The sequence below is a fragment of the Streptomyces sp. NPDC002676 genome (genome assembly GCF_053592455.1).
Genome location: NZ_JBSFVT010000034.1, coordinates 17,031 through 36,408 on the forward strand (window position 1 = coordinate 17,031; position 19,378 = coordinate 36,408).

The following is a 19,378-nucleotide window of genomic DNA, read 5'->3' on the forward strand; positions in this document are numbered from 1 at the left end:
ATGCCTGCTCGCGGCTGTGTCGACCGCCGTGTGCTGGCCCACCGGGTGACCGGCGACCCGCACGGGCTGGACGCAGGCGCCGACCTGGCAGGGCTCGTCCTGGCCGAAGCCGCGCTCGCCGGGGTGACCGGCAGCGGCATGCCTCTGCGGACGACCTGGAGTCGACTCCGGGTGGATCTCGACTCCCTCAGCGGAGGACTCCTCACCGTCGGCGTCCACCCCGAGGGCTGGGGCGTGCCCGCCCGCCAGCCTTGCATCCTGCCCCCTACACCTTGTCGGAGGCCACCTGGCCCGGACCGGACCCCAAGGAGGGCTCCTGGGTATTCGTCACCGAGAACCCCTCGGTCACCACGGCGGCACTCGCCCTGCCGGCGGACGTCCCGGTGCGGCTGCTGTGCACCGTGGGAACTCCCTCGGCCGTCGAAATCGCCGCTCTCGCCCGCCTCGCGGACAGCGGCTGGCGCATCGCCGTACGCGGGGACTTCGACGCAGCGGGTCTCGCCCTCGTACGGGCCGTCCTGGACGCGGTACCCGAAGCCGAGGCGTGGCGCATGACCGCCGACGACTACACCGACAGCCTGCACCCCTCACCCTTCGAGCCAGGGGCTCTGGACGGCGACCGCCTCGGCAACACCCCCTGGGATCCCCCGCTCACCGCCGCCATGCGCGCATGCGGCCGGCCCGCCTACGAAGAAGGTCTCCTCGACCAGCTCCTTGCCGATCTCCACCAGGGCTACCCGTCCGCCAGTAAGCCGGACTGCAGCCACACAACGGCAAGCAAGCGCCTGTGATGGCAGGAGCCGACCTGCCTCCTGCCGCTGAGCCCATGACGGTTGTCGCGTGCCTGGGCCGCTGGCCGACTGCCCCGACGCGCACGGAACTCATCCACGGCGTGCTGCTGTTCACCGGCGACTTCGACGAGCGGGACGCCACCACCTCGAAGCGGACCTACCCCGGCCGCCGGGTCCTGGTGAACGCCGACGGCAACCTGGAGATCCACCCGGCCGGCCCCGGACTGCCGCGCTCGCTTGGGGGCGCCGGTGTGACTGGTCGCGGTAGTTGTCACTTGGTCGCGCAGACCGTCACCACGGCTCGACCAGCTGGTGACAGATAGTGTCACTCGGCAGGCTAACTGTCGTGTCAGCACGACATCTGTCGTCCAGGGCGATCATCAACCTCGTGAGCGCTTCAGCCAGCCGGCGAGCGGTTGAGGTGGCCGGCTGAGCGTTCGGCTTGCTGTCAGTCCCCCTCGGGTTGGACGCGCCCGCCGCGGGCGCAGGCCAGCACCGTCGTAGCTGTGGCGTCGAAGAAGAGCATGAACGTCCAGGCTCGATCCGCCGTCTTGATCATGCCGATGCGCAAGGCCTCGACTTCTGAGTGTTCAAGGATCGCGACGGTCTCGGCGAGACCGAGTGTCGCGACCCCGCGCCTCCGGGTATGGCAGAGCCGCGACCGGTAGCCGTGGTCATCTAGGGTGGCCCAGCAGGTGTCAGGCAAGTCAGGCAAGTACTCCGGAGCGAACTTGCCTGACTGATATCCAAGGGTCTGTTGGGCAAGTTCGTGGTCTCGGTGCCATCGTGCGCAGTCGGCAGCCCAGTCGGCTCGGGTCCGTTGGAGTGCTTGGTACAGCCGCTCGGCAGGTACCTCGAAGGCGCGTTCGCGCTCAGGCTTTCGGATGCTGATCCGCCGGCGTAGCGAGGTCGTGTCGGACATTCAGCAAGACCGCCGTCGTCATCACCGCGAAGTCCGCCAGGCGCAAGGTCTTCGGCCTCGCCACCGCAGGCGTCCGTCTCGCTTGACCTCTTGCGCGTCAGTCCGGCAGCCAGTGCAGCTCGTGCGCCAGGGTTTTGGCGACGGCACGGATGCGGCGGTGTAGTGGCGACTGCTCGCGTGGGAGGACCAGGTGGAACGTCAGGCTGGGCGCGCCCCGCAGCGGTCGCCAGGTGAGACCGGCCGGTTGTGCCGTGGCCGCGGCTTCTCCGGCCGGGGCGAGGGTGACCCCGTCGCGCAGGTCGCGCTGAGACATGTCGAAAGAGACTGCGGGCGTGTGGAATCGGGGGTGTGGTCGGGTGTCTCGGAACAGTGCGGACAGCTGATCGTGGATGACGGAGTTGGCCGCACGGTCCGGGAGTCGCAGCGGATACGCGGCCGCGTCGGCGATCTCGATCTCCGGGTGTTCGGCCAGCGGATGGTGCTGCGCCAGCTGGACCCCGATGCGCGCACGCCGCAGCAGGAACCGGCGCACGCCACGGCCCGGTTGTTCACCGCGGGTGATCCCGGCATCGATGCGGCCGTCGGCGACCGCGGGGGAGATCTCCGGTGTCGCCATCGGGACCGCGCCGACCTCGAGTCCGCTGTTGCCGCGAATCAGCCTGTCCACCAGGGCCGGTGCCGTCTCGGCCCCGGCGCTGAGGCTGTATCCGATGCGCAGCGTGCCCAGTTCACCGGCCGCCGCGCTCCGGGCGGTGTCCCACGCCCGGTCCAGCGCCGCCAGCGCGGGCGGCGCGGACTCCGCCAAAGCCGCACCGGCCGTGGTCAATACGACGCTACGCGTGTTGCGGACCAGCAGGGCCGTACCGAGTTCCGCCTCCAATCGGCGCATCCGGGCGCTGAGTGCGGGCTGTGCGATACCGATCCGTGCGGCCGCGCGGGTGAAGTTCAACTCCTGCGCCAGCACCAGGAAGTACCGCAGGCTCACCGTATCCGGCGCCACGTGCCCCCCTGCCGATTGATAACGAGCCGTTCTGAGTCTATCCCGTACCGGTCTTTCCCTCGACCGCACATCAAGCCCTAACCTGCACATATGACGATTCCACTGACCGCAGTACCCATCGCCGGGATCGATCGATCTGAGTGTCAATTCGGAGTCGGACCTGTCCGGCCGAACACAGGAGGTTTCCATGGCTAAGGGCTACTGGGTCAGTGTCTACCCCGCCATTTCCGACCCTGAGAGGCTGACTGCCTACAACAAGCTGGCCCGTCCGGCTGTCCAGGCTGGGGGCGGGCGCACCCTGTCCCGTGGCGGTCGAGTCGTCGCCCACGAGGCCGGAATCACACAACGCGTCGTTCTCATCGAGTTCGACAGCTTTGAACAGGCCGTCGCGGCATACGAGAGCGAGGCATACCAGAAGGCGCTGGTGGCCCTCCCCGACGGCGTCGAGCGCGACTTCCGCATCATCGAAGGCATCGACTGACCGGCGGGCCCAGCCATCGCTGAGCATCCGTCACCTGAAACGCACACGGTGCTGCACGACGACTCACGAGACGAGTTCGAAGCGATGCCCCGCGTCCCAGTTCGTCGTCGACTTCCTCGACGGTCTGATCCCTGTCGGCGGCTCGCCGCGCTACCCAACGTCGAGCAACTTGCCTGACTTGCGACCGAGTCCACGGGCGGCGTGACGAAGCCCGCCCCGTCGGTCGATCCATGTGCCGGTCAGCGTGACGCCGGCCTGGAGCAAGACCCAGTTGACGTAGGCACTCGCCGCTCGGCGGTTCGCAGGAGAAGCGGCTCAGGAACGAGCTCGACGCTTGGCGCAACTACCTCCTTCACGGAGACGAGAAGGCCAGGAAGGCACTTCACCAAGCCCTCGAAGCGCAGGGCAGGACAAATCCGACCAACGAGACTGACCTCCTCGACAGCACCTACGCGGCCTCGGTGACCGACAGAGCGGAAGCAGCCTTCCGGTGGGCCGAACAGCACACCGGCATCCAAGCCCCCTTCCTGGACGGCGCCTGGGTCGCCCCCGATGAATGCTGAGTCCGGCCAGGTCACCCCGCCCCATGGCCGAGACAACGATCCGACGAGGTGGCAGTCACATGGGCGGACAAATCCCAGGGCTTACGCTCCCGGGCATGACCAAATTCTTCGCCACTGTGTGCCTGCCGCCGACCGCGCCTCGGAAGGTTCCACAGGCGATAGCTGCCGCCATGGCGCCCTACAACGCCAACCTCACCGAGGAATGGAATCCGGTTGGCCACTGGGACTGGTGGGCTATCCACTCCAGCGCGGGCAACGCCTACCTCGTGTTGCCTCCGCACGACGGCGACCGCAGGCTCGTCACGGCCTCAACCGTGGCCCGCGGTGCAGCGCGGGTCAGGAAGGCACGCCCATGCTCAGCGTAGTCAATGAAGACGGCTCCACGTCGACCGGATCTCTGATCGACGAGATCGTGCGGGAAGGGCCCGGCTGATGCTTGCTGCTGCTCATGAGGCAGAAGTCGACCAGTACGTAGCCGAGTTGGCGGCCGAGCGGGACGAAGGTGGCCGCCGCCTGGTGGTGCGCAACGGTCATCCCGTCCCCGCACCGTGAGCACGGCCGCTGGCTCTGTTGAGGTACGGGCGCCACGGGTCAACGATCGTCGTATCGACGAGGAGACCGGCGAGCGTCACCGGTTCTCCTCCAAGATCCTTCCGCCCTGGTGCCGCAAGTCCCCGAAGATCAGCGAAGTCCTCCCGCTCCTCTACCTGCACGGATTGTCCGGTGGCGACTTCATGCCCGCCCTCGAGCAGTTCCTCGGCAGCTCGGCCGGCCTGTCTGCAGCGACGGTCACCCGGCTCACCAGGCAGTGGCAGGACGATCACGCCGCCTTCCAGAACCGCGACCTGTCCGCCACCGATTACGTCTACGTGTGGGCCGACGGAGTCCACCCCAAGGTCCGCCTTGGCCAGGCCCACTCTTGCGTCCTGGTCCTGATGGGCGTCCGTCTTGATGGCACCAAGGAACTGATCGCGCTTGCGGAGGGTCTGCGGGAGTCCACCGAATCATGGGCCGACCTGCTGCGCGACTGCCGGCGGCGGGGAATGAAGGACCCGGCCCTGGTGGTCGGGGACGGGGCGATGGGCCTGTGGCGGGCTCTAGTGGAGGCGTTTCCGCAGGCCAGACACCAAAGATGCTGGGTTCGCAAAGCCAGGAACGTGATCAACTCCCTGCCGAAGTCCGTGCACACCGGGGCCCGTAGGGCCCTGCAGGAGATCTACAACGCCGAGGACCGCACACATGCCGAGTGGGCGGCCCGCGCGTTCGCGAAGGACTACGGCACCAAATGGCCCAAAGCCGTCGCGAAGATCACCGACGACCTGGACGAGCTGCTGGCGTTCTACGACTTCCCTGCCGAGCACTGGGTCCATCTACGGACCACGAATCCGATTGAGTCGACGTTCTCCACGGTCAGGCTACGGACCAAGGTCACCCGCGGGGCCGGAAGCCCGGCCGCTGCCCTCGCAATGGTGTTCAAGCTCGTCGAGTCCGCCCAGGCCCGCTGGCGGGCGATCGCTGGATCCCACCTGGTGCCCCTGGTCCGTACGGGCGCCAGGTTCAAGAATGGCACCCTCGTCGAACATACCGAAACACGGGCTGCGTGAGGCTGTGGGGCTGGGGAGGCAGAAGAACCGTGGCGATCTGTTTCGAGCTGGTGGTGAACTTCGGCGACGACGCCGAGGCGGCACAGGCTGCCGCCCGCATCGCCCCCAAGCCATGGGTGCTTCGCGCGGGCGCCCACCGCATCCCTCTCCACCGGCCGATACTGGCGAAGGTGGGCTCATACATCGAGCTCTCGATCCTGCCCATGGCCGTCAGTTGGGGTTGTGGCCTGGACGGCAGCCTCCCCAGATTCCAGCTCACCGCAGCGGAGCTGACCGAACTGGGACACCAACTCTACGAACTGCTCGCGCAGTTCCACGGATATGTCGCCGCGAAGGTCGGCTGGGATCCGGAATCACTCCTGGACCCTGCTGAGCTCAGGTGCGAGTGGTCTGACGAACTGAACGACGCAGCATCCACGGGCTCGTGCTCTGCGAAAAGCTGCATGCGGAACTCGACCCGAGCGCCGACTACGAAGTGTTCCAGACCGGATACCGATGGATACCGTATCGCGGGGAGGAACCGAGCCACCTCACGGCCGACTAACGCAGCAAGCCCTACCCAGGCCAGCTCATCCACGCATATTGACAATTACTCCCCCGCCCCAGACGGCAAGGGTCCGGGCACGGATCAGCGCGAGTTGAACCTGCCGCCGACCACGAGCTGAACGGCGTCGCGTGCAGCCTCCCGGGACGCGATCGCCAGGCCGTTGCGCTGCTGGCCCGGGGAGCCCCAGTAGATGTTCACGATGTCCGGGCGGGAGTTGCGGGTGCCGATGTTCCACAGGTGCTCGGTGATTCCGGGCTGCGGGAAGACCCGGTCGGTCCACGTGGACGACGGCGGCGGTGCGTTGCCGGCCTCCGGCTAGGACGCCACCTGCACACCATCGGTGTTCAGCATCTGCCGGATCCCGGTTTGCCAGCGCGACTCCCGCTCGGTGTCGTCGATGCCATCCATCTCTCCGTTCATGTTCCACGACCCGGTCACCCGGTCCTCGGCCGCCGCGAACGCGGGCGGGGCGGCCGGCCCGACGACCACCAGCACCGTGGACCCGATCGCCGCCGCGGTGAACGCAGCAAACCAGCGACGCATCCTGGCCTGCCGGTGCCGCACCCGCACCCGGGTCGACACCACGGCATGTAACGATCTTGCCAAGGGAATCTCCTCGGAGATCGGACCCTCCTTAGGTCTCGGGAGACTCGGCCAGGAGGCGCGTGGCCTTACCGGTCCGGTCCCGGATCTGCGTCTGGTAGGCGGTCAAGGCTGGGGCGTTGGCGGAGATCAGCTGGCGCTGATACCCGGCGAGCACGGCGAAGTAGATTGCGGCCAGGCCCGAGGACCTGGTGCAGGACTCGTCGGCGGTAGCCACGGCGATCTCGCTGCCGGTCGGCTTCGCCGTCTTCCAGGGGCCGGCGGCCAGTTTCTCGGGGTCCTGGGCCGGGTGCTCCGCTGTGGTCATGCAGGCGCTCCAGCGTTTGCGTGCGCCGATCACCCGCCGGTCAGCAACCGCCAGCTGGAGTGACTGGCCGAACAGGGTTTGGGTCAGCTTCCAGCCGTCGGTGCTTGTCAGATCCGGCAGTTGTTTTTGCGTCTCGGCCGAACAGGCTTCGAAGTCTTTCGCTGTCTGGCCGGTCACACCAGTCCCGCCTGTCGGGAGCTCTGTCCCTATATGGAACCCTTGGCGCTTGGCCGTCGCACGGCCGATATAGCCCCAGGCGCCAACCGGGTGGGCCGCGTCCTTGTCTTCTTCCGTCTTCACGGTGATCCGGTTCATGTTCTGGCCTGTGTAGCTTTGATGCCCTTGGCTCTTCATGCAGCGGACGATCAGCGCCTTGCGTGTCCTGAACAGCAGGTCGTCGTCTTTCTCGGATGTGCCGTAGGCGGACAGCGGGAGCCGCGTCAATCCGTCGTACCCGGTGGCGGGCGCCGTCGGGGTTGCCTCGATGGCCGGCGGGGTCGGCGTCCCATCCGCCGCGCTGCCTACGAAGCTCGTGGAGCAGCCGGTGACCAGCAGACCGGCGGCGATCGTCGCAGCGCAGGCCGCGTTGACGACGGACCTCGATCCTCGCGGCGCAGTGGTCATATCTTGGGCGGATGCCATGCCGGATGTACCTCTTCAGGAAAGGGTAAGAGCTGGACTGGTCTCGAATTTGATCACCGGGGCAACGGCGCCCCGCTCATGGCTGTTGATGGCAAGCAATCAAAGGCTCACCCAGCTGCGATACAGCGCCGCCCACGGCTTCGACCAGCACGTCCAGCGAGACTTGAGCTCACCCACCGTCGTGCCTGCGGTCGCCCACCGTGGCACCTGACACGGACTAGTCCGGGCGCTACCGCTGGGTGATCGAGAGGGGGTTGGGGGAACACTGCCAAGGCATGACGGTGCTCCCCCATCAGGACAGGGATGAATGTGCGAGCAGTCGCCGTAGGGTTGGGCCCGGCTGAGGCATCTTTTATCTGCCGGTCCGATACGAGGCCGTTCCTTGCCTGCTCACCATGCCAGGCCGAAGGTAGGCATGGTGCGGGGCGACGTCGGTCAGGCCCTCGCCGATGACAAGCTCACAATTCCGCCCTTAGTAGACCGTGATGCCGGTGATTTTGTGAAACCACGGGTAGCTACCCGGAGTAACGATCTCATATTTGCCGAAATCAAGGGAATGGAGGGGCCAACCCTCCGCTTGCTGGAGCATGACGCGTCCGGCGTTGTTGCCTGCCGTGATCTTGGTTACACCGTAAATAGCTACGTCTTGGTGACCAGCGTTCGCAAAGCAGACCTTCCCGTCGTTGTGGAACGCGAGGAAGTCAGTCCGGTTCCCACAGTCCACCCTGTTGAGCGCTTGTGCAGGAGCGGCGGTTCCAGCGAGGGCCGCAAGGGCCGCCAAGGCGGTGACGAGACCGGAAAGGCGGGTATGGCGAGGAAGTTTCATGCTCACTCCAATTCGACCAGTGGATTGCAGGGGAATCCAGGACGGTTCCCCTGGCTTTTGCAGGGAGTTCAGGTAGCAGCGAACTTCCGGCGAGGCGTAATTCGCGTGCTGCCTGAGGAGACGGCTGGTGTCTCAGGGGCGACGAGATTCCCTTCTGAGCCCGTCGGCGGGCCTCACTTCCACCCGTCGAGAGTCGAGTGAGGTGCCATGCGCATCACGCTCCCGTACGTGTGTGGGAGAGGGGTGGGAGCATGGTGGGAAAACGGTGGGAGCCGGGACCTCTGCCCGCAGAGCCCTGGAGGCCGGATCACGCAGTCGGGCCGGACGTGCCGCTGGCCTGGCAGAAAGAACGAAGTTTTCCTGCCCTTGATGGGAGGCCCGCGGGTGGCTGCGGCTGGTGGCCGCGTGGACGCCGCCGTCCACGTCGCCGCTACCCGGTGACGGGCTGGCTGATGAGGTGCTGCGCGCCTGGCCCCCGCGGCGGTGGCACCGCCAGGCCGGGCCAGTAGGGGGCTGGTGACCGCCGTGGCATCAAACGGCCTGTCTGCGATCCGGACTTCACCACTCTGTCGCAGTACGTCCTGGGCGGGCCGGCGTGTGGGGAGGGTACTGGTGTCCTGACAAGGCGGGCCGGCTTGCGGACGTGCCTCTGCTGTCCGTCGGCCCTGTCCAGGCAGGCGCGCATGGTCCTGCAGACCCGCCGACCGAGACGATCACGCCTCCGAGGAAGAGCGGGCCGCCGGTCCCATCCGCGCTTGGCAGCCATGAGGGGCGGACAACTGGATCAGGCGCCGCTTGGCGCCGACAGGGACGGCATCGCGGATGGCCGGGCTCAGTGGAGCTTGTCGTGTTGCCGGGGCAGTTGCTGCCGCCTGGGCAGCCTCACCCGTACGGTCGTGCCCCGGCCCGGTGCACAGCTGACCTCGACCTGCCCGCCGTGCGCGGATACCACTGAAGCGACGATCGCCAAACCGAGTCCGCTGCCGTCGCCGCTGCGGGCAGGGTCGGCCCGGTAGAAGCGGTTGAAGACATGCGGCAGCGACTCGGCCGGTATTCCCGGGCCTTCGTCGCTGACCTCCAAGACGACGGTGCCGTCTGGCTCCGTGCCGACCAGGACACAGGCCGGTGTGCCGGGCGGGGTATGGACCCGAATGTTGGCCAAGAGGTTGTCCACGACCCGGCGTAACTGGTCGCTGTCTCCCGCGACCAGGACGTGCTGCTGTGTGCTGCCTGCCGTGCCCGCGGTGAGTGGCCGGTCGGGCTCGACGGCGTGTGCGGCAGTGACCGCGGCGCGTGCGATCTGTGCCAGGTCCACATCTTGGTGCTCAGGGCGTCGCACCATGTCGAGCCGGGCGAGGAGCAGCAGGTCGTCGACGAGGCGCTGCATCCGCAGTGCCTCGTCGGTGATGCGTTCCATGGCCTTCTTGCGCTGCGCCGCGTCTTCGAGGGCGCCTTGCTCGTGCAGGTCGGCGTAGCCGAGGACAGCGGACAAAGGCGTGCGCAGTTCATGCGAGGCGTCGGCGATGAACTGCCGCAGTCGGCGCTGGGTGGCGTCCTGCTCGGCCAGCATGATGTTGAGCGCGAGCCCGAGCCGCCCCACCTCGCTGTCACGGTGTGCGGGCCGTACCCGGTGCGCCGTGTGCCCGGCAGCGATCGTGTCGGCGTCGCCTGCCATGAGCTCCAGCGGGCGCAGCTCGCGCCGGACGAGCAGCAGGCCGGCGATAGCGAGCAGCGCGAGGCAGCCTGCTGTCGCAGCTGTTTCGGTGAACCGCAGGCGACGCAGGGTGGCGTCTGCCTCCGTCAAAGGCATGGCGACGACAAGGGTGCCGCCGTCAGGGGCAAGGGGGCCGCCCTGGCGGGGCAGCGCACTGGTCAGCACGCGGTAGTTGGGTCCGCCCGCCTGGCGCGCGGGGAGGGTGGCGGGATCCACAGGCAGTTCATCCTGCCGGTCGGGCAGAGCGGGCGGGGGGTCGTCGGGGTTGCGCAGTTGCGACACCAGTGGCTCTACTGTGCCGTCCGGCCGGCGCACTTCGATGAAGAACGCCGAAGAGCCCTGCATCCGCGCGCTGGTCACCAGACCCCGCCTCAGTGGCTGCCCGTTGCGCGCCTGCTGCACGATGCGGCTGCACACGGCGCGCAGGGTGGTGTCGGCACGATCCAGGGCATAGCAGCGCAAAGCCGAGTACACCACGACGTCCACAGTGAGCAGAACCAGAGCCGTGAGCACCAGCAAGGCCAGCAGCAGCCTGCCGCGCAGCGATCGGGGCACGAGGGCCGCGCGCGGCAGGCGCAGGAAAGCCAGCAGACGGTGCGGCGCCCGCTCACTGCTCATGCGCGTCGATTCCGCGCAGTACGTACCCGATGCCCCGTAGCGTATGGATCAACGCCGGGAGGTTGCCGACGTCCGTTTCCAGCTTGCGGCGCAGGTAGGAGATGTAGGTCTTCACCACGCTCGGGTCACTCTCGCCGTAGCTCCACACCTGCTCCAGAAGCTGGCCATGCGTCAGCACCCGGCCCGCGTTGAGCAGCAGGTGGTGCAGCAGCCGGTATTCGGTCGGCGAGAGCTGCACCAGCCGTCCCGCACGCTGTACTTGATAGGTCTCGGTGTCCATCTCCAAATCCGCGCACCGCAGCACCGTGCCACTGTCCTGGCCGCCGTGCTCCGCCGTGCGCCGCAGTACGGCCCGTACCCGCGCTGCCACCTCCGCCAGCCGGAACGGCTTGGTGATGTAGTCGTCGGCACCCAGATCCAGGCCACCGACCACGTCCTCACCGCTCTCCCGCGCGGTCAGAAACACCACCGGAACACGCGCCCCACCCGCCCGCAGCCGCCGCACCACCTCAAAACCGTCCAGGTCGGGCAGCATGACATCGAGCAGCACCAAGTCCGGGCCGCGCTCGCGCACCACGGACAGCGCCTGCCGGCCATTGGCCGCGCCGTCCGCCTCGTACCCAAGAAAGCGCAGCGATGTCACGAGCACATCGACGATGTCGGGCTCGTCGTCAACAACAAGCAGCCGCTGGCCCCGCCCCTCAGTCATGCCCTCATCCTGCCAGCAGCTTCAGACCCCCAGCCCTCGGGCCTGCCCCGCACGGCTGGCAATGCTCGACGCCGTCAGCAGCGTGTGCCTCGTGCTCCGTTCCTCAGCTTCAGAGTCAAGCCAGTCGACATACGACAACAAGGAGAGCTAACGACGGCCTCGGTCGAGCCGGTCGAACAATTCCTCGAGCAGCTCACCGATGTCCTGGCCGAACTGGGTCAGGCCGTAAGTGACCTGGGGCGGCGTCGTCGGCTCGACCTCCCGCCAGACCAGGCCGTCCTGCACCAGCGCGCGCAGGGTCTGGGCGAGCATCTTCTCGCTGATGCCTTGGATGCTCTCGCGCAGCTCGTAGAACCGGAGGTCGCCGCCGCGCAGGGCGATCAGCACCCAGACGCCCCACCTGCTGGTCACGTGGCTGAGCACATCGCGCGCGGGGCAGTCGGTGTGAAACACCTCATACCGCTTCCCCGTTTCGGCCTGCGTCAGCTGTGCGCCTTCCGTCATGTCCGGAGCTTACCCCCAGGTATGTTCTTACGAAAAGTAAGCCCGGCTCCTAGCGTCATTGCCGCAGTGCACATCGGACGAGGAGCTGATCATGATCGTGGTGACCGGGGCTACCGGAAATGTGGGCGGGCCCTTGACGCGGGCCCTGACCGAGGCGGGCGAGCAGGTGACGGCGGTGTCGCGGCACGCGGCGACGGTGCCGGACGGCGTCCGGCACGTGGCGGCCGACCTGGCCGAACCGGCGGGCCTCACGCCCGCGCTGGCCGGGGCGAAGGCGCTGTTCCTCCTGTTGCCCGGCGACCTGCACGCCCCCGAAGCCAGGCCGGCCGACATCATCGGCCTGGCCGCGGCCAGTGGGGTCCGCCGGGTCGTCCTGCTGTCTTCGCAGGGCGTGGCGACCAGGCCGCTCGGCCCGTCGCGGGTCGCCATGCGCGCGGTGGAGGACGCGTTGCGGGGGTTCGGCCTGGACTGGGCCATCCTGCGGCCGGGCGGCTTCGCCTCCAACGCCTTGGCCTGGGCGGAGTCCGTCCGCACGCAAGGGACGGTCGCCGCGCCCTTCGGCGACGTCGGGGTGCCGATCGTCGACCCGGCGGACATCGCCGAGGTCGCAGTGGCCTGCCTGCTGGACGACCGGCACACCGGCGGGGTGTACGAGCTGACCGGGCCGGAGGTGATCACGCCGCGTCAGCAGGCGGAGACCATCGCCACCGCGCTCGGCTCGCCGGTGCGGTTCCACGAACTCAGCCGCGACGAGGCCAGGGCCACGATGACCCAGTTCGTGCCGGCGCAACTCGCCGACGACACCCTGGACATCCTCAGCGCTCCGAACCAGGCCGAGCTGCGGGTCAGCCCGGACGTGGAACGGGTCCTCGGCCGCCCCCCGCGCCCCTTCATCGACTGGGTCGCCCGCAACATCGCCGCTTTCCGCTGAGACACAACTGCAGCGCCCGCGCGGGCGACCACCTCCGCGGTGCCGACCGCCGGGCGGAAGGCCGAAGCGGCCCGGGTCGCCGGGGCGCGGGTCGTACATGGCCCGGCCGCCAGCACCGAACTGCCCCAGCTCGGTCTGAAGGGCGACGCCGGTGTCGATCTCGTCCTGCGTCCAGCTGGTGATGTCGAGCAGCAGCCCGTCCAGCGGTCCCCGACCAGTTCGACGTAACCTGGCCCGGCACCGGGCCCGGGTGGTCGTGGTCTGCGCCGTAGACACGGCCACGCAGCAACTGCTCGTCATCACGGTCCATCCGTCCAGCCTCGCAGCCGCCACCGCCAACACGGGCTTGCCCAGGACCGCCTGGGCAAGCCCGCGCTGCTGGTGGAGAGGTGGTTCTCCGGGCGGCCGAAGCGCCGGAAGATCGCCCCGGTCGGGCCGTGCTCCTGGAGCATCTTCATGCCGGTGACCACGATGGGGAGCTTGCCGTCGTACATGTGGAAGCCGTTGTGGGCTGTGCCATGCCAGTGCCGGCGGGTCAGCTCGGCCAGCTGCGCGATGACGGTGTTGGGGTTGCGGGGGCCGACGTGGTTGAAGACCAGCAGCGGCGGGTGCGGTTCATCTCCGTGCCGTCCGTCGGGCACCCACCAGCGGGCGCGCCACATCGGCCACTTCTTCGTGCCGCCGTCCTTATCGGTCCGCCGGCGGAACCGCACGTACTCGTCGATCTTTCCCGCGAGCTCCTGCGCGGACTCGAAGCAGTTGTCGATCTCCACGCACAACAGCGGCACATCGTCATCGGGGGCGGTGACGACGATGTCCGCCTGGGCGCCGCCTTTCCCCGGGTTGGCCCACGTTCCCGTCCCGGGCAGCGCCACCTCGGTCGCGTAGGAGGCGACGGTGCCCAGCCCGTTGGACCCGTCGACGGCGGCCTGCGCGGCCGCCGCCGCTTCGGCCGGCTCACCAGCGAGCAGAGCCAGGTCCGGCCTCGGGCGCAGCAGCGCGACCAGGGCTTCATTGACCGTCATCGGGTGGGTAGCACCGCTGCGGCCCGCGCCGCGGGCTGTAGAGCCCATCTCCGCCTCCGGACGGCGCAGCTCCCTGGCTGCCGCCTTCAGGCCCATCAGGGTGAGGTTGCGCAGGACGTCTCCACCCCGGCGGCGCCCCGGCAGCAGGGACAGGATCTGCAACGGGCTCATCGTTTCAAACTCCCCGTGGCGGTGACGGCCCCCAGCGGGCCGTGCTGGACTGGTTCAAAGCTGGCTGTCCAGGCGGCCGTCCCGCAGGAGTCCGGTGGCAGATCGGACACCACGGGCCCATGCGGGCTGCTTGGCGCTAGGGTTCACGGCACGGCAGGGCGTATGTCCATCAGGATGTCCACGGGCAGGGTGGACACCCGCGCAGAGGCGGGGGCGTTGTGATGATGGGACCGGCGGGAGAGCAGCCCGTTTATGCTGCGTTGATTGCCGAGCTGGCCGCTTTTCGCACCGGCCCTCTGCAGGGCCGGCCGTCGGTCCGTGCGCTGGCCGCGGCTGCCGAGGTGAGCCCGACCACGATCGGGGAGTGGCTACGCGGTGACCGGTTTCCCCAGCGGATCGATCCGCTGCTGGCGCTGGTGCGGGCCGTGCGCGCCCAGGCCGAGAGTGCCGGGCTGGTCGGCGGCACGGCTGCCGCGCTGCTGGAGGTGTCGCGGTGGCGGCGGATCTACGAGGCCGAGGCTCGCCGGCGCGCGGACACCACGCGCAGTGCGGTCGAGGCCGGGCAGGGCCGGGCGGTGCTGGAGCGGATGCGGCCGGGCCAGCCGCTTGTGGAAGTGACCGATCCATTCCGCCTGGAAGTGCACCACGCGATCGACTCCCCCGTCGGGGGTCTGCCCGTGCTTCCGGCGTACGTGCCGCGCAAGCACGACCGGGCGCTGACCGAAGTCGTGGCACGGTCTGCCGGCGGGGACAGCCGGATCGCGGTGCTGGTCGGCGGATCCTCCACCGGCAAGACCCGTGCCTGCTGGGAAGCACTGAACCTGCTGCGCGAGCGGGACGAGCCCTGGCGGCTGTGGCATCCGATCGACCCCACCCGCCCCGGTGCCGTCCTGGCCGAGCTGGCCGACCTCGCCCCGTACACGGTGATCTGGCTGAACGAGGCCCAGTTCTACCTGGCACCCGACCAGTTCGGCGAGCAGGTCGCCGCGGGCCTGCGGACCCTGCTGCACGATACGGCCCGTGCCCCGGTGCTGGTCCTCGCCACGTTATGGCCGGAGCACTGGAACACCCTGACCACCCGCACCAACCCGGACCCCCACGCGCAGGCCCGGGAACTGCTCGACGGGCACAAGATCAAAGTGCCTGATGCCTTCACCGGCGACGACCTGGCCGCACTGGCCGGCAACGCCGACCGTGATCCCCGGCTCGGCGAGGCCGCCGAACACGCCCCGGACGGGCACATCACCCAGTACCTCGCAGGCGGCCCCATCCTGCTCGACCGCTACCAGGACGCCCCACCAGCCACCCGGGCACTGATCGATGCCGCCATGGACGCCCGCCGCCTCGGCGCCGGAGCACGCATCCCCCTGGCATGGCTGGCCGATGCCGCCCCCGGCTACCTCACCGACACCGAGTGGGACCACACCGGCGAAGACTGGCTCAAGCAGGCCCTCGACTACGTCACCACCCCCTGCAACGGCACCCCCGGCATCCTCACCCCCGTCAAAACCGGAGCCCCCCGCAACCAGCGCAACCGCCGCACCACCGCTGGCCGCGCCGGCGGCCATCCCACCCCGAGCGGGCCGGGGCCGCTGTACCGACTGGCCGACTACCTCGACCAACACGGCCGCCACCACCGCGCCGACCAGATCCCTCCCATCGACTTCTGGACCGCAGCCGCCACCCACGCCCACCCGGACGATCTCACCGCGCTCAGCAACGCCGCCCAGGACCGCGGCCTGTACCGCGACGCCGCCCAACTCCTCAAACACGCCACCACCCACGGCATTCCCTACGCCGGGGCCGCCCTCGTTCGCCACCTCCACACTCTGCACCCCACCGACCACCGACCCGCCCACCATGCCGCCACCCACGTTCCCCTCGACAAGCCAGGCGCCGTGGCCAACCTGTTGGAGTGGCTTTGGAGGGCGGGGACGGAGGAACAGTTCATGGCCCTGGCCGAGCAGGCCGTCGCGCACGTTTCTCTCGATAACTTGCGCGAGGTAGCCCCGCTGCTGATGTGGCTGGGGAAGGCAGGGGCGGAACAGATGGCGGCCCTGGCCGAGCGGGCCGTCGCGCACGTCTCCTTCGACGAGCCACGCGCTGTGGTGGACCTGTTGGAGTCGCTTTGGACGGCGGGGGCGGATGAACAGGTCGTAGCCCTGGCCGAACGGGCCGTCGTCCACGTCTCCCTCGGCAACCCGTTCCCCGTGAACTGGCTGCTGGAGCTGCTGGAGCTGCTGTGGAAGGCGAAGGCGGAGGAACAGTTCGTGGCCCTGGCCGAGTGGACCATCGCGCACGACTCCCTCGGCAACCTGTACTCCGTAGCCACCCTGCTGCAGCTGCTGTGCGAGGCCAGGGCGGAGGAACAGGTGGCCGCGTTGCTGGCCCGCAACCCCGCCGCCCACGTCTCCCTCGATGACCCGTACACCGTGGCCTGGCTACTGGACCTGCTGCGGCGCGCCGAAGCGGACGAGCAGGTGGCCGTATTGCTGGCCCGCAACCCCGCCGCCCACGTCTCTCTGAACAACCCGCGCGACCTAGCCCTGCTGCTCCAGCGGCTGCGGGAGGCGGGAACGGAAGAACAGTTCGTGGCCCTGGCCGACCGAGCTGCCTCCCACACCCCCCTCGACGACCAAGGCGCCGTGGCCGGCCTGCAGGAGTTGCTGCGGAAGGCCGGGGCACAGGAGCTTGCTATGGCCCTAGCCGAGCGCGCCGCCGCTCACGTCTCCCTCGATGACCCGCACACCGTGGTCTTGCTGTTGGAGCGGCTGCGGCGCGCCGAGGCGGGCAAGACCCCGCTCTACACCCCGCCCTACGACAGGCTCACCCTAGCCCTGTTGTTGGAGCGGCTGCGGGAGGCCGGGGCGGAGGAACAGGTGGAGCGGGCCATCGCCCACGTCTCCCCCGATGACCCAGGCGCCGTGGCCGACCTGTTGGAGTGGCTTTGGAGGGCCGGGGCGGAGGAACAGTTCGTGGCCCTGGCCGAGCGCGCCGCCGCGTACGCCCCCCTCGACAACCCGCGCAAGATAGCCCTGCTGTTGGAGCGGCTGTGGGAGGCGGGGGCGGAGGAACAGTTCGTGGCCCTGGCCGAGCGCGCCGCCGCCCACGTCTCCTCGGATGACCCAGGCGCCGTGACCGACCTGTTGGAGTGGCTTTGGCGGGCAGGGGCAGAGGGGCTTGCTGTGGCCCTGGCTGAGCGTGCCGCCGCTGACGTCTGCCTCGACAACCCGCGCAAGGTAGCCCTCCTGCTGCAGCGGCTGCGGAAGTCCGAGGCGGAGGAGCAGGTGGCCGCGTTGCTGGCTCGCAACCCCGCCGCCCACGTTGCCATCGACGACCCAGGCGCCGTGGTGGACCTGTTGGAGTGGCTTTGGAGGGCGCAGGAGCAGGAGCAGGTTGCGATCCTGGCCGAACGGATTCTTGCCGCAGGGCACTTCAATGAGTTCATCAAGATCAGCGAGTACCAGGAGCGGTTCAGGTTCGGACGGGAACCCGATGGGAGCGCTGCCGCTCCCTGGACGTGGGAAGACCTCGAGTGATCCGGGGGCCTACTACACCCCGCCGCCCGCCCCGGCCCGCAGGCGCTCGTCACCCTCGACCTGGTCGCCCTGGCGGGCCGGGGACCCGGAAGGACGCAGTGCCTGTCGTCCTGCCTCCCACCAGGACCGGCGCCACCGCTCCACCGACCGGACGTTGACCCGCAGTTCTTTCGCGATCACCGTGTCTTCTCGCCCCGGACCTCCCTGGGAGGTCACCGTGCCCCTCACCCGCCGCTCCCTGTCGTCATCGAGACCCTGTCAGAAGGAATTCACGATGGACAGTTCCTTCGGCTGGTGCGAAACATGCTTGAGGCCGGATACATGGGGGGCTGGGTGGCGCGCGCACCGGTGCGGTGCGGGACATCGAGTGCGGCGCACCGGGTGCGCTTGAGAGTGCCGGGCATCGTCGGATGGTGCGCACCCGATGCAGGACATCGGGCCTCCGCCAAACTTGAAGTCACAGGTCAAAGGGCTGGTGTGATCGGTGCTCAGGGTGGTCATGCTGGTCATGGGCGGCTGTCTGCGCAGTAGATCGTCGGTCAGCGGTTGATTGCCGGTTCTTCGGTGCTCGAAGCGGTGGCTGATGTGCGCTTCCCGACCCGTGGCAGGCGTGACTCCGACGCCGTGGTGTCCGGCCACGGAGCATCCGCGAAAACCCGTTGGCGGAACCACGGCGGCCACTGCTACGTTTCCGGAGGCCGTGCGAGAGAACGAGGAGGTGGTACCCGTGAACGCAGTATCGACATGGGTGCTCCCCTCCGGGGTCACGGTCGGGCGATAGGTCGTCCGGGAGCGCCGTTCAATGGCACTCCTGAAGGGCACGACCATGCAATTCACTTCTGAACAGCGTCTCGACGACGGCGTCCTCGAGCGCGAATTCACCCTCGGTGAGATCCCCGGCATCCTGTGGACGCCCGGATCCGCGTCCGCACCGGCGCCGCTGATCCTGCTCAGCCCTCCTCCTCTCGGGCTGCGCAAGGCGTACCCCCGGCTGGTGGCCCGGGCCCGGCACGCTGCGGCGGACGGCTTCGCCACGGTCACCATCGAGCTCCCCGGAAGCGGCGACCGGCCCCGCCTGCCCGCCGCCGAGCAGGCCCTCGCCGATCTGCGCCGGGCGATGGAGGCCGGCGAGCCGGTCAGCGACGAGATCATCGACGCCCTCATCCTCCCGCTGGTCGACAAGTCGGTCCCGGAATGGCAGGCCGCCCTGGACGCCCTCCTCGTGCTGCCCGAGATCGGCGGCCCGGTCGGGTACTCGGGGGGAGTGATCTCTATCGGGACCCGGCTGGCGGTGGTCGAGCCGCGCATCTCGGCCGCCGTTCTGTTCGCCGGGAGTTTCGTCCCCCGGGCCATGTTCGAGGAGGCCCGTCAGGTCACCATTCCGCTGCACGTCCTGCTGCAGTGGGACGACGAAGGCAACGACCGGCAGGCGGCCCTGGACCTGTTCGACGCCTTCGGCTCCGAGGAGAAGACCCTGCACGCCAACATGGGCGGGCACACCGGCGTCCCGCAGTTCGCGGGGGACGCCGCGGGCCAGTTCTTCACCCGGCACCTGAAGTGACGCCGGGCTGTCAGGCCACCAGCAGACGGTAAGCCGTGTCGGCCAGGATGCTGCCCATCCAGGGACAGGTCCCGGCCCTCCTCGGCTCTCTACACCACGGGCCCCTGCCGGACTCTCGGCAGGGGCCCGCGCTGCCCGAAGCCATGAACTGCTGGATGTCTGCAGAGCTTCGAGTGCTGCCCAAACTCGTGTACAGGTGCTGTCGGCTCGTGGGCTCTGGCTCAACTTCTGTGACGCGGCCACTCTCCGTTACGCCAATAGGACGCGTTTGCGAAGAAGTTGGAAGCCTGCCCGCCCGAACATCTGGCGCTTGAGCATCT

The 19,378-nt window shown here is 68.8% G+C and carries 17 protein-coding genes and 4 pseudogenes; 10 read left to right on the forward strand and 11 right to left on the reverse strand.

Annotated elements, in window-relative coordinates; genetic code table 11:
- From ACWD3E_RS40815 to ACWD3E_RS40825, 3 genes and pseudogenes are all read left to right on the forward strand, one after another.
- Positions 1-162 (forward strand): annotated as a pseudogene (locus ACWD3E_RS40815) (TIGR02679 domain-containing protein); the annotation flags it as partial.
- Positions 163-272: 110 nt separating this feature from the next.
- Positions 273-791, forward strand: coding sequence for a DUF2399 domain-containing protein (locus ACWD3E_RS40820; protein WP_451392536.1), 519 nt, complete (start codon positions 273-275; stop codon positions 789-791).
- A 35-nt stretch (positions 792-826) separates the two neighbouring features.
- On the forward strand, positions 827-1,114 hold the full coding sequence (locus ACWD3E_RS40825; protein ID WP_451392537.1) for a hypothetical protein: 288 nt from the start codon (positions 827-829) through the stop codon (positions 1,112-1,114).
- Between the two features lie 125 nt (positions 1,115-1,239).
- Here ACWD3E_RS40825 and ACWD3E_RS40830 read toward each other — a convergent pair whose 3' ends face one another.
- Positions 1,240-1,713 (reverse strand): hypothetical protein, encoded by a 474-nt coding sequence (locus ACWD3E_RS40830; RefSeq protein WP_451392538.1) that lies wholly within the window; start codon positions 1,711-1,713, stop codon positions 1,240-1,242.
- Between the two features lie 97 nt (positions 1,714-1,810).
- Positions 1,811-2,713: a LysR family transcriptional regulator gene (locus ACWD3E_RS40835; protein ID WP_451392539.1), complete on the reverse strand. Its 903-nt coding sequence runs from the start codon at positions 2,711-2,713 to the stop codon at positions 1,811-1,813.
- Positions 2,714-2,900: 187 nt separating this feature from the next.
- Here ACWD3E_RS40835 and ACWD3E_RS40840 point away from each other — a divergent pair, with 187 nt between their 5' ends.
- The 4 genes and pseudogenes from ACWD3E_RS40840 to ACWD3E_RS40855 all read left to right on the forward strand — a co-directional run bounded on the left by ACWD3E_RS40840 (position 2,901) and on the right by ACWD3E_RS40855 (position 6,026).
- The gene (locus ACWD3E_RS40840) at positions 2,901-3,194 is read left to right on the forward strand and encodes a DUF1330 domain-containing protein (RefSeq protein WP_451357122.1); all 294 of its coding nucleotides are present in this window, start codon (positions 2,901-2,903) and stop codon (positions 3,192-3,194) included.
- A 658-nt stretch (positions 3,195-3,852) separates the two neighbouring features.
- Positions 3,853-4,122, forward strand: a complete 270-nt coding sequence (locus ACWD3E_RS40845) for a hypothetical protein (RefSeq protein ID WP_451392540.1) — start codon at positions 3,853-3,855, stop codon at positions 4,120-4,122.
- Positions 4,110-5,361, forward strand: a pseudogene (locus tag ACWD3E_RS40850) (IS256 family transposase). The gene ACWD3E_RS40845 and the pseudogene ACWD3E_RS40850 overlap by 13 nt, the downstream one beginning before the upstream one ends.
- 29 nt (positions 5,362-5,390) lie before the next feature.
- Entirely contained in the window at positions 5,391-6,026 is a 636-nt protein-coding gene (locus ACWD3E_RS40855) for a hypothetical protein (protein WP_451392541.1), read from the forward strand.
- A gap of 197 nt (positions 6,027-6,223) precedes the next feature.
- On the opposite strand, the gene ACWD3E_RS40860 is transcribed toward ACWD3E_RS40855, so the two are convergent.
- From ACWD3E_RS40860 to ACWD3E_RS40885, 6 genes are all read right to left on the reverse strand, one after another.
- On the reverse strand, positions 6,224-6,493 hold the full coding sequence (locus tag ACWD3E_RS40860) for a hypothetical protein (protein ID WP_451392542.1): 270 nt from the start codon (positions 6,491-6,493) through the stop codon (positions 6,224-6,226).
- A 49-nt stretch (positions 6,494-6,542) separates the two neighbouring features.
- Positions 6,543-7,460, reverse strand: a complete 918-nt coding sequence (locus ACWD3E_RS40865; RefSeq protein ID WP_451392543.1) for a hypothetical protein — start codon at positions 7,458-7,460, stop codon at positions 6,543-6,545.
- A gap of 472 nt (positions 7,461-7,932) precedes the next feature.
- Positions 7,933-8,286, reverse strand: a complete 354-nt coding sequence (locus tag ACWD3E_RS40870) for a beta/gamma crystallin domain-containing protein (protein WP_451392544.1) — start codon at positions 8,284-8,286, stop codon at positions 7,933-7,935.
- An 832-nt stretch (positions 8,287-9,118) separates the two neighbouring features.
- On the reverse strand, positions 9,119-10,618 hold the full coding sequence (locus ACWD3E_RS40875) for a HAMP domain-containing sensor histidine kinase (RefSeq protein ID WP_451392545.1): 1,500 nt from the start codon (positions 10,616-10,618) through the stop codon (positions 9,119-9,121).
- A complete protein-coding gene (locus tag ACWD3E_RS40880) occupies positions 10,608-11,327 on the reverse strand; it encodes a response regulator transcription factor (protein ID WP_451392546.1) in 720 nt (239 codons plus the stop codon). The genes ACWD3E_RS40875 and ACWD3E_RS40880 overlap by 11 nt, the downstream gene beginning before the upstream one ends.
- Before the next feature lie 147 nt (positions 11,328-11,474).
- Positions 11,475-11,831 carry a winged helix-turn-helix transcriptional regulator gene (locus ACWD3E_RS40885; RefSeq protein ID WP_451392547.1) on the reverse strand — a complete coding sequence of 119 codons (357 nt, stop codon included), beginning with the start codon at positions 11,829-11,831 and terminating at the stop codon, positions 11,475-11,477.
- A gap of 91 nt (positions 11,832-11,922) precedes the next feature.
- Between ACWD3E_RS40885 and ACWD3E_RS40890 the strand changes: the two genes are divergently transcribed.
- Complete coding sequence (locus ACWD3E_RS40890; RefSeq protein ID WP_451392548.1) at positions 11,923-12,762, forward strand: NAD(P)H-binding protein; 840 nt, start codon at positions 11,923-11,925, stop codon at positions 12,760-12,762.
- Positions 12,763-12,825: 63 nt separating this feature from the next.
- On the opposite strand, the pseudogene ACWD3E_RS40895 reads toward ACWD3E_RS40890, so the two are convergent.
- A pseudogene (locus tag ACWD3E_RS40895) lies at positions 12,826-13,072 on the reverse strand (hypothetical protein); the annotation flags it as partial.
- On the reverse strand, positions 13,062-13,958 hold the full coding sequence (locus ACWD3E_RS40900; protein ID WP_451392549.1) for a replication-relaxation family protein: 897 nt from the start codon (positions 13,956-13,958) through the stop codon (positions 13,062-13,064). The gene ACWD3E_RS40900 and the pseudogene ACWD3E_RS40895, both read right to left, overlap by 11 nt.
- A 341-nt stretch (positions 13,959-14,299) precedes the next feature.
- Between ACWD3E_RS40900 and ACWD3E_RS40905 the strand changes: the two genes are divergently transcribed.
- The gene (locus ACWD3E_RS40905) at positions 14,300-17,497 is read left to right on the forward strand and encodes a hypothetical protein (protein WP_451392550.1); all 3,198 of its coding nucleotides are present in this window, start codon (positions 14,300-14,302) and stop codon (positions 17,495-17,497) included.
- Between the two features lie 72 nt (positions 17,498-17,569).
- Here the strand turns inward: ACWD3E_RS40905 and ACWD3E_RS40910 are convergent.
- A pseudogene (locus ACWD3E_RS40910) lies at positions 17,570-17,674 on the reverse strand (IS630 family transposase); the annotation flags it as partial.
- Between the two features lie 649 nt (positions 17,675-18,323).
- Here ACWD3E_RS40910 and ACWD3E_RS40915 point away from each other — a divergent pair.
- Entirely contained in the window at positions 18,324-19,058 is a 735-nt protein-coding gene (locus tag ACWD3E_RS40915; protein ID WP_451392551.1) for an alpha/beta hydrolase, read from the forward strand.
- Positions 19,059-19,378 lie beyond the last annotated feature (320 nt).

Bases quoted from the DNA above. Each gene is read 5' to 3' on its own strand.
- ACWD3E_RS40885 (WP_451392547.1), bottom strand. From the start codon at position 11,831: ATGACGGAAGGCGCACAGCTGACGCAGGCCGAAACGGGGAAGCGGTAT.
- ACWD3E_RS40840 (WP_451357122.1), top strand. From the start codon at position 2,901: ATGGCTAAGGGCTACTGGGTCAGTGTCTACCCCGCCATTTCCGACCCT.
- ACWD3E_RS40890 (WP_451392548.1), top strand. From the start codon at position 11,923: ATGATCGTGGTGACCGGGGCTACCGGAAATGTGGGCGGGCCCTTGACG.
- ACWD3E_RS40875 (WP_451392545.1), bottom strand. From the start codon at position 10,618: ATGAGCAGTGAGCGGGCGCCGCACCGTCTGCTGGCTTTCCTGCGCCTG.
- ACWD3E_RS40880 (WP_451392546.1), bottom strand. From the start codon at position 11,327: ATGACTGAGGGGCGGGGCCAGCGGCTGCTTGTTGTTGACGACGAGCCC.
- ACWD3E_RS40865 (WP_451392543.1), bottom strand. From the start codon at position 7,460: ATGGCATCCGCCCAAGATATGACCACTGCGCCGCGAGGATCGAGGTCC.
- ACWD3E_RS40830 (WP_451392538.1), bottom strand. From the start codon at position 1,713: ATGTCCGACACGACCTCGCTACGCCGGCGGATCAGCATCCGAAAGCCT.
- ACWD3E_RS40900 (WP_451392549.1), bottom strand. From the start codon at position 13,958: ATGAGCCCGTTGCAGATCCTGTCCCTGCTGCCGGGGCGCCGCCGGGGT.
- ACWD3E_RS40845 (WP_451392540.1), top strand. From the start codon at position 3,853: ATGACCAAATTCTTCGCCACTGTGTGCCTGCCGCCGACCGCGCCTCGG.
- ACWD3E_RS40870 (WP_451392544.1), bottom strand. From the start codon at position 8,286: ATGAAACTTCCTCGCCATACCCGCCTTTCCGGTCTCGTCACCGCCTTG.
- ACWD3E_RS40915 (WP_451392551.1), top strand. From the start codon at position 18,324: ATGCAATTCACTTCTGAACAGCGTCTCGACGACGGCGTCCTCGAGCGC.
- ACWD3E_RS40825 (WP_451392537.1), top strand. From the start codon at position 827: ATGACGGTTGTCGCGTGCCTGGGCCGCTGGCCGACTGCCCCGACGCGC.